Here is a 12,711-nt window from a genome sequence, read left to right on the forward strand (position 1 = left end):
GAAAGAGGATGGAAGGAACATTCAGACGCTATCCGATAGGGATACAGAGTTTCGAGAGACTACGCAATGATAATTGTGTGTATATTGATAAGACAGAGTTGATTTATCGTTTGGCTAATTCGGCTAAGGCTTGTTTTCTTAGCCGTCCCCGACGCTTTGGAAAGAGTCTGTTAGTTTCCACTCTTGCAGCCTATTTCTCTGGTAAAAAAGACCTGTTTAAGGGTCTGATGATGGAACAGTTGGAGAAAGACTGGACGGTTTATCCCGTGTTGCATATTGATTTCAGTATCAGTAAGTATATGAATGCGGGGATGCTGCGCTCCGCTATCAACAATCGCTTGGTGGAATGGGAACGAATTTACGGATGTGACACGAGCGAAGACACTTTCAGTCTCCGTCTGAAAGGTATTATCAAACGTGCTTACGAGCAGAGCGGACGTCAGGTTGTGTTACTTGTAGACGAATATGATTCTCCTATGTTGGATAGCAACAACAATGAGGAGTTGCAAGCTGAAATACGTGGCATCATGCGCGACTTTTTCAGTCCGTTGAAAGCGCAGGGAGAATATCTTCGTTTTCTTTTTCTGACCGGTATCAGTAAATTTAGTCAGATGAGCATCTTTAGTGAATTGAACAATCTTCAGAACATAAGTATGCAAGATGCTTATAGTGCCATTTGCGGTATAACGGAAAATGAATTGCGTACACAGTTGGAAGAAGATATAAGAAGGATGGCCGAGGCGAACGGTGAAACGTATGATGAAGCTTGTATACATTTGAAACAACAATATGATGGGTATCATTTCAGTGAAAATAGTGAAGACATTTACAATCCGTTTAGTTTGTTTAATGCATTTGCTCAAAAGAAATATGCCAATTTCTGGTTCTCTACCGGCACTCCCACTTTCCTGATAGACATCTTGCAGCAAAGCGATTTCGATATTCGTCAACTGGATGGCGTTTCGGCTACTGCCGAGCAGTTTGATGCACCTACCAATGTCATTACAGACCCGCTTCCGGTACTTTACCAAAGCGGTTATCTCACTATCAAAGAGTATGACCAGGATTTTCAGATCTATACGTTGGCTTATCCTAACAAAGAAGTTCGGAAAGGCTTTATCGAATCATTAATGCCGGCTTATGTGCATTTGCCTGCTCGCGAGAATACATTTTATGTAGTATCGTTTATCAAAGACTTACGGGTCGGCAATCTGGATCAATGTATGGAGCGGATCAAATCATTTTTCGCCTCTATCCCCAATGATATGAATAATAAGGAGGAGAAACACTATCAGACCATCTTCTACCTGCTGTTCCGGCTGATGGGGCAATATGTGGATGCAGAAGTGAAGAGCGCTGTTGGCAGGGCCGATGTTGTGATAAAGATGCAGGACGCTATCTACGTATTCGAATTCAAAGTAGACGGTACTCCTGAGGAAGCGTTGGCACAGATCAATAGTAAACAGTATGCGATTCCTTATCAGGCAGATCATCGGAAAGTCGTTAAAGTGGGAGTTAATTTCGACAGTAGTATGCGAACTATTGGAGAATGGATCATTGAAAACTAGGGAATGATCTTACATATTCCTACATATTTCCACATATTCCGGTATAATTTGTATAATTCGGTGTAATCCGTTTTAATCCGGCATAATCCGGTGTAGTCCGGTGCAATCCGGCAAGTCGTCAACGTGTTGTCGTATCTTTGTTTCATCAACAGAAAGGGAGAATGTACTTCTTTTCGTAGAAACAAGTTATATTATGGCAACAGTTACAGTTGTGCGCTACGAGCGCAGAAAACGGCTCGGTGATGATAAATCACCGATGATGTATCTTCTCAAGCCCAAGGCTGGGGAGTCGAAAATCTATTCAATTGATTCACTGGCACAGGAAATCGAGTCTATCGGGTCGCTTTCGGTGGAAGACGTGTCGCATGTGATGAAATCCTTTGTCCGTGCGATGAAAAAAGTGCTTGTGGCAGGGAATAAGGTGAAAGTGGATGGACTGGGTATTTTTTATACCACGCTGACCTGTCCGGGTGTGGAACAGGAAAAGGATTGTACGGTGAAAAATATCACTCGCATCAATCTCCGTTTCAAAGTCGACAACTCATTGCGTCTTGCCAATGACAGCACGGCAACTACTCGTGGCGGGGATAATAACATGATGTTCGAATTGTATACGGAGAAGAAGTCCGCTGCCGGAGGAAACGGCGGTGACGGCTCCGATGATGATGGTAAAGGCGATGGGGGAGAACCCGGTGGTGGTAGCGGTGGAGGAGAAGCTCCGGATCCGGCAGCATAAACCGCTTTGATTGACTCTGTTCTCAATTTATTAATTTATCATCTCAATCTATTAAAATGTTAGATAAAATTATCGAAATCATCATGACGATTCTGCCTTTTCTTGGCAATAGTCGTAAGAAGCGCCAGATGATGGCACAAGAAATGAAAGAGTTCAGCGAACTGGTGAAAGATCAATATACTTTTCTGATGCAACAGCTGGAGAAAGTGTTGAAGGATTATTTCGACCTTAGTTCGAAAGTGAAAGAGATGCACGCGGAGATTTTCTCGTTGAGAGGACAGTTGACGCAAGCTGCGGCTCTGCAGTGTAGCAGCAAGGAATGTGTGCAACGAGTACAGATGGTCACTGAAACGGAGGGATGAATTTATGCGAACCATCAATTTGATTGTGATCCACTGTTCCGCCTCAAGGGTAGATAGGAATTTTACGGAAGATGATTTGGAAGTGTGCCACCGTAGGCGTGGTTTCAACGGGACGGGTTATCATTTTTATATCCGCAAAAATGGGGATATAAAGACCACCCGTGAGATTGAACGAATCGGTGCGCACGCAAAAGGACACAACCAGAACAGTATTGGCATTTGTTATGAGGGAGGACTCGACTGCCATGGTCGTCCTGCCGATACACGCACCGAGTGGCAGATTCATTCAATGCACGTACTCATACTGACGCTACTTCGTGATTATCCTGGTTGTCGCATTTGCGGACATCGCGATCTAAGTCCCGACCTGAATGGAAACGGGGAGATCGAACCCGAAGAGTGGATTAAAGCGTGTCCGTGCTTTGATGTGAAAAAAGAGTGGGATGCTTAAAAAAGTGTATTAATACATCATAGGGTAAACAAACAGAGCGAGGTATTTCTGAAGAAACTTCGCTCTGTTTTGTTTGTTGCGTTGTCTGTTTGCTGCACTGTCTGTTTATCAGTTGTCTATTTATCAATCCTTATTTATTTACGATGTTCGCCATGTTCTGTATGGATGAACTTTCTATTGGCCCCTTTTAATTTGAATAAGTTACCTATCATGGTGACTGCCAGCATCGGAACTTTTAGAATGGCTTTTCCTACCTGCTTAGTGAATAATTTACCGCCCGATATAGGTAGCGTCATGGCCGCTACTTGTGCCGCTGACAATATCCACCATTTTATTGCTATCATCCATTCGTGGCCGCCATTGTACAAACTTAATATAATGCCGATAACGGTAAAAACGAATGTCAGTCCAAAGACTCCTGCCAATTGAACCAGCCGTGGAGGAAGCATCCATTGGAGTATCTTATTACAATAGTCTATATTCCCTTGTAAAAGTGCTTTGGGTAAATGTGGCAACGAAGCGCGAAGAGCGCCAAATTGTGCGGCTATCCAGCGTTTGCGCTGGTTGCTGATGGCTTCTTTTTTTTGTGTTTTCTCATCGAACACAAGCAGGTCGGGCAGATAAACGGTGTAGATGTGCTGTTGTAAAAGCATGGCTTCCAATTCTTTGTCTTCACCTGCTGTCTGGAGATATTTCACTTGCTGGTGAAACCATTTTGCTTCAAAAGCCATTCCCGAACCTGATAGCCCGGCAGAAAGTCCTACAGCGTTGTGTCCGCTGCGGAAGAATCCATTGTTTATTTCTTCGCTGGCGCTGTCGAGCACGGAAATGTCTGTGTTCAGATTCTTTCCTGTACGGTGCGCCTGTACGGATTTTATGCCGCTGTCAAAAACACGGTTGATGGTAGACAGGAAATCGGGCGTGGTTATGTTGTCGGCATCCATGATGACTACAATGTCGAATGCATTTGTATCAATGGAATCCATGGCCATTGCCAGTGCTTTGGCTTTCGAACTTTCCTTGTAATTTGCCATCAACAGGCGGATGGGAAGGGCTGCCAGAGCGTCGTTTGTTTCCGGTCGCATCTGATCGGAAATGACTATGATCTCATAGAGTTCCTTCGGATAATCCTGTTCAAGAAAGCTCTGTATGGAAGCAACAATCACGCGGTCTTCCTTGTAGGCGGGAAAGAGCACGACGATGCGTCGGAGCGTACGGGCTTCGGGGTATTGGGGAGCCCGGTAAAACTTGGAGGCAATAGCGTATAGCAATAGGTAGCATACGCAAAATACCAGGGGAATGTAGAGAATCCAGTCAATAATGTTCATAGTATCTAGAGTTTTTTAAGTGTGCTATTGTTAGTATCTGATGAAGACATGAATAGCCCTGTGCAGACTCCATAATAGGTGGCACAAAACAGGTCGAAACGGCCTTTGAAAGCGAATGACAGACTGTTTTTGCCGGCTGCAATGGTGCTCTGGTAAAGTACGGACATCAATCGTTCCATGCCTTTCATATTACGGCGGGCATAGAGCAGGCGATTTCGTGTCAGGAAATAGGTGCGTAGTTTGCTTAGTTGACCGGTGCTTTGGCTTTCTTTATGAAAAACAGTGCAACGCGGCTCATACCATAGCTCGTAGCCGGCACGGGTCATACTTGTGCTCCAGTCGAGTTCTTCGTAATAAAGGAAGAAGATTTCCGGCATCATTCCGATTTTTTCGATCACTTCGCGTTTGATAATCATGGCTGCCCCGTGTAGATAGGGGGTAGGATGGGGGGTATCGTAGCTTCCGTCATCGGGACAGTCGAAACCCAGCATATTGTTGCGCAATGTTATCTTTGTCAGCGGGGTGAATCCTGCAAACTGTATGTGTTGCGGCGGAAAGGCGAAACGTATTTTAGGAGACACGCCCCCGATTTCCGGACGACTTTCCAATCGTTCCACCAGGTAGGCGATTTCATCGGATTCGATATAGGTATCGTTATTGATAAGGAAAATGTATTTGCCTTTTGCTGCACGGATGCCAATGTTGTTACCACCGGAAAAACCTCCGTTCTCATTGCTGCGGATGCTGATAACCGTTGGGTATAATTCGTGTATTTTGGCTGCTTCATCTTCGCGTGAAGCATTGTCTACCACTATGATTTCATAGCTCACAGACTTCAGCTTTTTGTGCAGTGATTCTATTAGTTCACAGGTGTCTTTGAACCCGTTGTAACAGATGGTAATAAATGATATGTCGGGACTACTGTTTGTCATTCTTATTCGTTGATTTCGTTATTAGATAGCAGCCGTTCTTTTTCTTCGCTTTCTTCTTTTTTTTCACTGATACGCTTGTCGATATGTGGAGCTGCAAAACAGAGTGCAAAGCCTATGTATACGGGCAACTGGTTGGGATACTGCATAATGTCGTTGACATAAGTGGCGATAAAAAATCCGGCATCCATACAAAGCCATGCCGCGATAAGTCCACGCAGGCCTTTGTTGCGTACTTTAAACATGAGTATCCAGGAGCACCAGGCAAAGAGAATGCCGTGTATGGAAAGGTAGAGTATCAGTCCCACAATTCCCGTTTCCACCCATACGCTGACTAGCCATGAGTCGGGAGGGTAGGGCATTTGCTCTCGTGAATCGAAGTTACCGGCTTTGGAGAGTCCAATGCCGTAGCCTAACGGTTTCTTTGCCATCAACTCTTTCATTCTTTGCCGGTTTTCGACACGCACCTGGTAGGAAGCGTCTTCGGACGGATGGAAAGAGGAGCGCATCTTGTGGATATATTGGTTCCCGCTTCCGATATTGGTATAACTGAAGAACACGAAAACGCTGATGGATATGAATATACCTGCCAATAACGCTTTCCAATTTTTGGCAATGACGGTTATCATCAACATTCCTCCCATGATGACTCCCATAGCTGCACGGGTTCCCGAAATCCCCATTCCGTAAAGTCCCCCGACGGCGATGCAGAGGAAGTAAATGCGTAGCCATTTGGACTCCACAAAGAAGGCGGAGATGGCAAAGACTACAGCGGACATGGCGGCATGTACTCCGTAGTTTGCTGCGTCGGAGAAGCAGGAAAAATAGCGGATACCCGACCAGATGATATGTGTACGCCATCCGCCCAGCACGTGCAGGAAATAGAGGTCTTTGGAGCTGAAACCATAGTTTTTTTGCCAGTAACCTTTTATCGTAAAGACGAGGACGAATACCGACCAGATGATTAATAGCAGCTCGATGTCTTTTTTTGTGCGGACAACGAGCGGAACAACAAAGGCGCATATTAAAGGTATCAGCGCATAAGGTGTAAGGTTGATGTTCCATGCTGCCAGCACGTTGTTGGGATTAAGAATTTCGAGAAGATAGAAGCACAACCAGATTGTGAACATATAGGTCATGATGTTTTGACCTGCTTTCCAGTTGGTTTGTTCATCATTGTTAAGTTGTATCAAACAGATAGTAGTAAATAACAAGATAATGATCATAGAGAATAACCCTACCTTGATATTTACTAACATTCCTGCTGCAACCAACACAAATTGTAAAGCAAGCAGGATATGGAAAGTCACTATCTTATTATTCGTCATCGTCTTCTTCAGTCTCTTTCGCTTTTCTACTTAGATTGAATATGATTTTTTCTGTAAGTGACAATTGGCTGAAACGATAGCTGACTCTACGTAATAAGGTATATGGCGGAAGTTGTCCGGTGAAATCTTCCACTGCCTCACGCTTGGCGTTGGTCAGGCACACACGGAACGGAACATCCGTTTTACCCATTTGTGTCGTGAGCTGTTCGCAAAGTTGTTTGTCGATGGTTTTCCATCCGCGGTCTGCCGGGCTGACCAAAATGTTGACATTAGCGTCGTGCAACAGTGCAGTCGGGATATTGCTTGACGACAATGGCGGATAGGCAACGATTAGTATGTCTTCTCCTTGCAGGGTATAAAAATCGGTAATGTTTTTTGCAAGCAGATATTGAGTAGAATCTGTGTTAAAATCTTCTCCATACGTGATGAATCTCGTATTTAACATCCGGCTTTGCATATATCCGCAGATCAGATTTCCAACGATGTCCTCACCGGAGTTTTCGCTGGTACTGAACAGGTTGATGATAAATACTCCGGGGGATTTCCGCTTTGTCAGGAAGCGGAGTATGGAGTTGCTCAATTCTTTGATGGAGAGTTGGACGTAAGTTTTGGCTAGTCCGCCATAACGGGAAGAGGAGGGGCTGGGAACGGCTCCTATTACCTTAAATCCGGTCACTCGTTTGGTTCGGTTTGCATCACGCAACGTTCTGTCAAGAATCTCGATTAATAATAATAGAGCGATGATTATCAGAAAACTACCTATGCAGGCGGCAATGACAATCTGCTTGCGGTTGGTTGAATTGGATGCAATCGGATAGGTCGGTTCATTGAGCACTTTCAATGTAGCAGAAGTCATTTCCAGATTTTTCTTTCTCAACAGGGCTTCGTTGTAGCTCTGTAACACGGTCAGGTAACTGCGTTCCGTAAAGTTGATGGAACGTTCTTTTTGCTTGATGGTGGTACCTACAGGGGCAAAAAATACATAACGGTCGTTCAATTCCTGACGGGCATTTTGCACAATTAGTAGTTCGGCCTTAGCTTTTTCAAACAACAGAGTTTGCTCCAGCCATTGGTCGATGATATTGGTCCGGCTGGCGCCCTCTTTGGTGTATTTATGACTTACGTAGGAAGTGGTTAAATCATTCAGTTCCTGTTTAAGTTCGCTCAATCGTTTTTTGTCACCTGTCAGAGATTCGGTATCTTTTTGTTTGGAGTCGCTCATCGCTTCCACTTCTGAGATTTTACTGGTGATATTGGATGCTTCTCTTAATTTGTCCACAAATTCCATATTCTTGAGCACTTGCTTGGCATTGCTGTCCATGTGCTTCTCCAGTTCTTCGAGCATCGACTTGGTACTGTTATATGCAAAAAGTGCATCTTGTTCCCGTAGCTCGAATTCTTTACTGATGGCCGCGATTTCTTTGGTTTCGTCCAGATAGTTGATGATACGTTTTTCTACGTTGTACTTGGTCAGGTCGTCTTCCTCCGAGTTGAGTTTTTTGCCGATGCGTTTCAACTCTTCCTCAAAGTATTTGATGACTTTGTCTGTTTCTCCGTAGCGAATACGGCGGTATTCTTCCACAAATTCGTCCATCAGGATGCTTACCGTGTTGTAGGCTATGCCGGGATCGCCGGAAGTATAACTGATGTCCAGCAAATCACTCGTGAGCCGGCGTTGCACTTTGATGTTTTTCAAAGCGTTGTAGCTATAGAAAGGGTGATTGTAGTAGAACATTTCATAGATGTAGTTACCTTTTTTCGGACGCATATATGCTTCCAGATTGGCAACTGTTTTATCTTCGCTCGATTTGTCGATCAGCTTTAATATTTCCGGTCCATGCGGACTGTTTTTTAAGTGGTTATAGGTGTAATTGTAGCTGGATGGGGTGACTCCGTCGTTGTCATTGTCCGGATTTCCCTGGATAAGTACACGGGCAAATAATCGCAGGAATACTCTTTTCAGCGTGCTCTCGGCTTGCATGATACTTATCAAGTTGTCCATCGAATTTTGTACTGTCGCCCAGTCTGTGCGTTTATCGCTTTCCAGGTTATATCCTGAAGCTACTCCCGTATAAAGTGTTGCTTTCACGTCGTATCCACCTTGCATGTGACGCGTATAGTAGAAAACGAGTAATGTGAAGATAGCGGTCCCTATCAGTATTAGCCAACGGTGGCGAAAGAGGGTCCGTATGATAGAAATGATGAAGTTCATATTTTATTCTTTTATTTTCGTATTAGGGGAGTTCGCGAAATAACCTCGAGTATCATCAAGCTTTTGGTCAATTCAAACTTGCTATTCTCATATGCCTCACGTGCAGTTGACTGCCTTTCTTTATCTACGGCCAAGTCGGAAGAATCTATGGTTCCGTTGGCAAAATTCTTTTCAGAAATTTCATATTGCACATTAGCAAGTACCAAACTTTCACTTCTCATTTTAAGTACTCTTATCTGTGAGGTAGCCATCGCATACATCTCAATAATATTCTTCTTAATTTCGTCGTACTTCACTTCCCGTTCCAATTCTGCACTACGTAATGTGAGCCTTTGCCGGCTGATTTTACCCTTGAGGTCGAATAGGTCGTCCAATGGGATGCTCAAACCTGCGCCTACTGTGTAACCATTTTGTGCCTGGGTGGAGTAGGTAAGATATGGGGCGACTGCCACGTCCGTATAGGTGGACTCATTACCGAACATTCCGTATTGATAGCTTCCCCGTAGACTGAAGAAACCTAGAAATGACCATTTCTCTTTTTGGAGTAATTTGCGCTCGATTCTCGCCTTTACGTCCGCCATCTCATAAATGGGGCTGTTCTTGGCATTTTCGAATAAAACGGATAGTGGGGGGAGAACTATTTTACTATAATCTTCTTCACTTAGTTGAGAATAGTCAGACACTTCTTGTGCAACTACACGGGTGGTAGAGACGAACAGAAGTAATAACCCTGAAAAAAAACATATAAATTGCTTCATAAAAAAATCCTATTATTTGCTCTTGCTGTGTTATAGCTTGCGCAAATATAAGGATTAATTTCATTTATGTGCAGTCTTTTATTATCTATTTTACAATCTTTCTTGTAAATTGTGCACAATTTGTCGCGTAAATGGCGTCAAAAGGCTTCTGTCATGTTGAAGTAGAACAAATTCTGCTTGTTCACCATGTCTCTGCCGAAATCAAGGCGTACATTCATACGGGGTTGAACTTCGATACGTAATCCCAATCCGAGGTTGGGAAGCACACCTTCTATCTTGCCCGGAGTGGGGCCCATGAAACCGCATCCTCCCCAGGCCACATATCCTATATGACTTAACATCTTTTTTACCCAAGTGCTTTTGTCCGTATTTATCATCTGGCGGTATTCGGCCATCATGACATGTGAGGACTTGTCGCGAAACTGTCCCATGTAGTAACCGCGAAGATCGAAAGGAGTTCCGCTAAGTACATATTTCGTTAGGGGTACATCTCCGAATGCGTTTTTGCTTTGCACTGTCCAGGCTATCACTTTGCGGCGTCCTACTGTTTTGTATTGGCGGTAATCGATTTCCAAACGGTAAAAGTTATTATCACTGCCGAACGTTTTATTGTACATCATTCCCCGGAAGTCAAGGTAAGTTCCGTTATAAGCATTGGCGGGAATATCACGTGTGTCATACGTCAGCAGGAAACCGAGTCCGGAGCTGAAATTTTCGTATCCGCTTTCTGTACCTCCTGCCGCCATATACGAGGGTTCATTAACCATTCCGGCAGCCGGCTTGGTAATTTTATCATAGTTCAAATCGACTTGGGGACCTGCAAAAATGTTGCTTTCTCCCAGACGGAACAGGAACCAGGGGTTTACTCGGATGCCGCTGTAACGGTATTCGCTGGTATCTTCTCCACGTTCATAATCTTTATTAGTGGAATAGCCGATGCCATAAAAGTTCTCGATCGTATTTTTATAAGAAAAAGTTCCGAAGATACGGAAGCGGTCTCCTTTAAAGAAAAGTTGTGGTTTTGTCATCAAGTTCAGCCCACCTTTGAACATCAAGGCAATGGCCACTGGCACTACCGAACGTCGTTGGGTGGTATCACTCGGATTCATCCGGAACGTCATCAAGGCGCTACCGCCTACCAATACACCGAAGTCCGGTGTGTAGCTGGGACCACCTAATATGTTATAGTGCAAATTTCGTTTTGCTACACGCTGGCGGCGCAACTCGCGCTTTGAAAGGGCAGGAATGGTATCTGACGGGATGTCTTCAATATCTGTAGGAGTAGTATCACTGATAGAAGTTGTAGACCTTTGCAGTTCATCGCTCTTTACTGCCGTACTGTCAGCCGCGGCTGACATCATATTGATGGATGGAAGCATCATCAATATTCCTATTATATATTTCTTCATAATTTCTCTGTGAGGAATTCGACTGCAAAGAAAACTCTTTTATTCCGATTAGTTTTGATATTCTTAGATAATAAATCTAAAAAAGAATCGTATTTTTGCGGAATATGATGTTTTTCGATATGCTGATAAATAAAATCGCATGATTTAATCTCATACATTTAAACCGTATTTATTAGTGTATCATGATCCGTCAGCCTATTAATTAATTACTTATATCAATGAATAAACAGATTTTATCAATTTTTGTTTTATGTGCTTTTTCTTATTCTACACAAGCGCAAGAAGTGAAAGGAGGCATCAGCGACTCCATGATGCAACAAATCAAGCAGAGTTACGCAAACACTCCTACCGACAAGGCTATCCGCAATGCTGTCGGTAGCAACGACATTCGTAAACTGGCTCTCAATCAGGATAACCTGAAAGGGATGGATACGCATTTCTCCATCAAAGTGCCTTCCAAAGGTATCACCGATCAGAAATCTTCCGGCCGTTGCTGGCTTTTCACAGGTTTGAATGTGATGCGTGCCAAAGCGATCGCCAAGCATAACCTCGGTTCCTTCGAATTCTCGCAAACTTATCCTTTCTTCTTCGATCAGCTGGAGAAAGCCAACCTCTTTCTACAAGGTATTATCGACACCAGCAGTAAGCCGATGGATGATAAAATGGTGGAATGGCTCTTCCGTAATCCTTTGAGTGACGGTGGAACATTTACCGGTGTAGCCGATATCGTCAGTAAATACGGGCTTGTTCCCAAAGATGTGATGCCGGAAACCAACAGTAGTGAGAATACCTCCCGTATGGCAGGTCTGATCGCCCTGAAACTTCGTGAACAGGGGCTTCAACTCCGTGATCTCGCCGCGCAAGGTGTCAAGCCTGCTGCCCTTGAGAAAACAAAAACAGAGATGTTGAGCACCATCTACCGCATGTTAGTGTTGAATCTCGGTGTTCCTCCTACTGAATTTACCTGGGCTGAATATAACGCTAAGGGTGAGCCTGTGTCTACCGAAACTTACACTCCGCTTTCTTTCCTGAAAAAGTATGGTGATGAAAAACTGATTGATAATTATGTCATGTTAATGAACGATCCGAGCCGTGAATATTATAAGTGTTATGAGATAGACTACGACCGCCACCGTTACGACGGCAAAAACTGGACGTATGTCAATCTTCCCATCGAGGATATCAAAGAAATGGCTATTTCTTCTCTCAAGGATAGCACGATGATGTATTTCTCTTGCGATGTAGGTAAGTTCCTGAATTCTGACCGTGGTCTGCTGGATGTCAAAAACTACGACTACGAATCTCTTATGGGTACTTCTTTTGGCATGAACAAGAAGCAACGCATTCAAAGTTTTGCCAGTGGCTCCAGTCACGCCATGACTCTTATGGCTGTTGATCTTGACAAAAACGGAAAACCGACGAAATGGATGGTTGAAAATAGTTGGGGCCCTGCTGCCGGTTATCAGGGTTATCTCATCATGACGGATGATTGGTTTAACGAATATATGTTCCGTCTGGTAGTAGAAACGAAATATGCATCGAAAAAAACTCTCGAGGTGTTGAAACAGAAGCCTATCCGACTTCCTGCCTGGGATCCTATGTTTGCCGAATAGCTCTTTTTCTTTGCTTC

General features: G+C 44.0%; 12 protein-coding genes. 5 read left to right on the top strand and 7 right to left on the bottom strand.

Annotated elements, in window-relative coordinates; genetic code table 11:
* Positions 1-8: 8 nt before the first annotated feature.
* Positions 9-1,568 carry an ATP-binding protein gene (locus CJF29_RS10710; protein ID WP_099145793.1) on the top strand — a complete coding sequence of 520 codons (1,560 nt, stop codon included), beginning with the start codon at positions 9-11 and terminating at the stop codon, positions 1,566-1,568.
* Here the strand turns inward: CJF29_RS10710 and CJF29_RS10715 are convergent.
* Positions 1,565-1,714, bottom strand: a complete 150-nt coding sequence (locus CJF29_RS10715; protein ID WP_181982438.1) for a hypothetical protein — start codon at positions 1,712-1,714, stop codon at positions 1,565-1,567. The genes CJF29_RS10710 and CJF29_RS10715 overlap by 4 nt on opposite strands.
* 47 nt (positions 1,715-1,761) lie before the next feature.
* Here CJF29_RS10715 and CJF29_RS10720 point away from each other — a divergent pair, with 47 nt between their 5' ends.
* The 3 genes from CJF29_RS10720 to CJF29_RS10730 are packed head-to-tail and all read left to right on the top strand — an operon-like array spanning position 1,762 to position 3,117.
* A complete protein-coding gene (locus tag CJF29_RS10720; RefSeq protein WP_099145792.1) occupies positions 1,762-2,304 on the top strand; it encodes an HU family DNA-binding protein in 543 nt (180 codons plus the stop codon).
* A gap of 56 nt (positions 2,305-2,360) precedes the next feature.
* Complete coding sequence (locus CJF29_RS10725) at positions 2,361-2,666, top strand: hypothetical protein (RefSeq protein ID WP_074557172.1); 306 nt, start codon at positions 2,361-2,363, stop codon at positions 2,664-2,666.
* Positions 2,667-2,670: 4 nt separating this feature from the next.
* Positions 2,671-3,117, top strand: coding sequence for an N-acetylmuramoyl-L-alanine amidase (locus tag CJF29_RS10730; RefSeq protein WP_099145791.1), 447 nt, complete (start codon positions 2,671-2,673; stop codon positions 3,115-3,117).
* A gap of 134 nt (positions 3,118-3,251) precedes the next feature.
* Here the strand turns inward: CJF29_RS10730 and CJF29_RS10735 are convergent, their stop codons facing one another.
* From CJF29_RS10735 to CJF29_RS10760, 6 genes are all read right to left on the bottom strand, one after another.
* Complete coding sequence (locus CJF29_RS10735; protein WP_099145790.1) at positions 3,252-4,445, bottom strand: glycosyltransferase; 1,194 nt, start codon at positions 4,443-4,445, stop codon at positions 3,252-3,254.
* 5 nt (positions 4,446-4,450) lie between these two features.
* Positions 4,451-5,377, bottom strand: coding sequence for a glycosyltransferase family 2 protein (locus CJF29_RS10740; protein ID WP_099145789.1), 927 nt, complete (start codon positions 5,375-5,377; stop codon positions 4,451-4,453).
* 2 nt (positions 5,378-5,379) lie between these two features.
* Positions 5,380-6,702, bottom strand: a complete 1,323-nt coding sequence (locus tag CJF29_RS10745) for an O-antigen ligase family protein (protein ID WP_099145788.1) — start codon at positions 6,700-6,702, stop codon at positions 5,380-5,382.
* Complete coding sequence (locus CJF29_RS10750; RefSeq protein WP_099145787.1) at positions 6,692-8,914, bottom strand: GumC family protein; 2,223 nt, start codon at positions 8,912-8,914, stop codon at positions 6,692-6,694. Before CJF29_RS10750 ends, CJF29_RS10745 begins: the two co-directional genes overlap by 11 nt.
* Before the next feature lie 11 nt (positions 8,915-8,925).
* Positions 8,926-9,672, bottom strand: coding sequence for a TolC family protein (locus CJF29_RS10755; protein ID WP_099145786.1), 747 nt, complete (start codon positions 9,670-9,672; stop codon positions 8,926-8,928).
* A 137-nt stretch (positions 9,673-9,809) separates the two neighbouring features.
* Positions 9,810-11,081: a BamA/TamA family outer membrane protein gene (locus CJF29_RS10760; RefSeq protein WP_176553088.1), complete on the bottom strand. Its 1,272-nt coding sequence runs from the start codon at positions 11,079-11,081 to the stop codon at positions 9,810-9,812.
* A gap of 218 nt (positions 11,082-11,299) precedes the next feature.
* On the opposite strand from CJF29_RS10760, the gene CJF29_RS10765 reads away from it, so the two are divergent.
* Positions 11,300-12,694 carry a C1 family peptidase gene (locus tag CJF29_RS10765; RefSeq protein ID WP_099145784.1) on the top strand — a complete coding sequence of 465 codons (1,395 nt, stop codon included), beginning with the start codon at positions 11,300-11,302 and terminating at the stop codon, positions 12,692-12,694.
* Positions 12,695-12,711 lie beyond the last annotated feature (17 nt).

The sequence above is a fragment of the Bacteroides celer genome, from assembly GCF_002632415.2.
Classification (GTDB): Bacteria; Bacteroidota; Bacteroidia; order Bacteroidales; family Bacteroidaceae; genus Bacteroides.

Bases quoted from the DNA above. Each gene is read 5' to 3' on its own strand.
- CJF29_RS10710 (WP_099145793.1), top strand. From the start codon at position 9: ATGGAAGGAACATTCAGACGCTATCCGATAGGGATACAGAGTTTCGAG.
- CJF29_RS10715 (WP_181982438.1), bottom strand. From the start codon at position 1,714: ATGAAACAAAGATACGACAACACGTTGACGACTTGCCGGATTGCACCG.
- CJF29_RS10720 (WP_099145792.1), top strand. From the start codon at position 1,762: ATGGCAACAGTTACAGTTGTGCGCTACGAGCGCAGAAAACGGCTCGGT.
- CJF29_RS10725 (WP_074557172.1), top strand. From the start codon at position 2,361: ATGTTAGATAAAATTATCGAAATCATCATGACGATTCTGCCTTTTCTT.
- CJF29_RS10730 (WP_099145791.1), top strand. From the start codon at position 2,671: ATGCGAACCATCAATTTGATTGTGATCCACTGTTCCGCCTCAAGGGTA.
- CJF29_RS10735 (WP_099145790.1), bottom strand. From the start codon at position 4,445: ATGAACATTATTGACTGGATTCTCTACATTCCCCTGGTATTTTGCGTA.
- CJF29_RS10740 (WP_099145789.1), bottom strand. From the start codon at position 5,377: ATGACAAACAGTAGTCCCGACATATCATTTATTACCATCTGTTACAAC.
- CJF29_RS10745 (WP_099145788.1), bottom strand. From the start codon at position 6,702: ATGACGAATAATAAGATAGTGACTTTCCATATCCTGCTTGCTTTACAA.
- CJF29_RS10750 (WP_099145787.1), bottom strand. From the start codon at position 8,914: ATGAACTTCATCATTTCTATCATACGGACCCTCTTTCGCCACCGTTGG.
- CJF29_RS10755 (WP_099145786.1), bottom strand. From the start codon at position 9,672: ATGAAGCAATTTATATGTTTTTTTTCAGGGTTATTACTTCTGTTCGTC.
- CJF29_RS10760 (WP_176553088.1), bottom strand. From the start codon at position 11,081: ATGAAGAAATATATAATAGGAATATTGATGATGCTTCCATCCATCAAT.
- CJF29_RS10765 (WP_099145784.1), top strand. From the start codon at position 11,300: ATGAATAAACAGATTTTATCAATTTTTGTTTTATGTGCTTTTTCTTAT.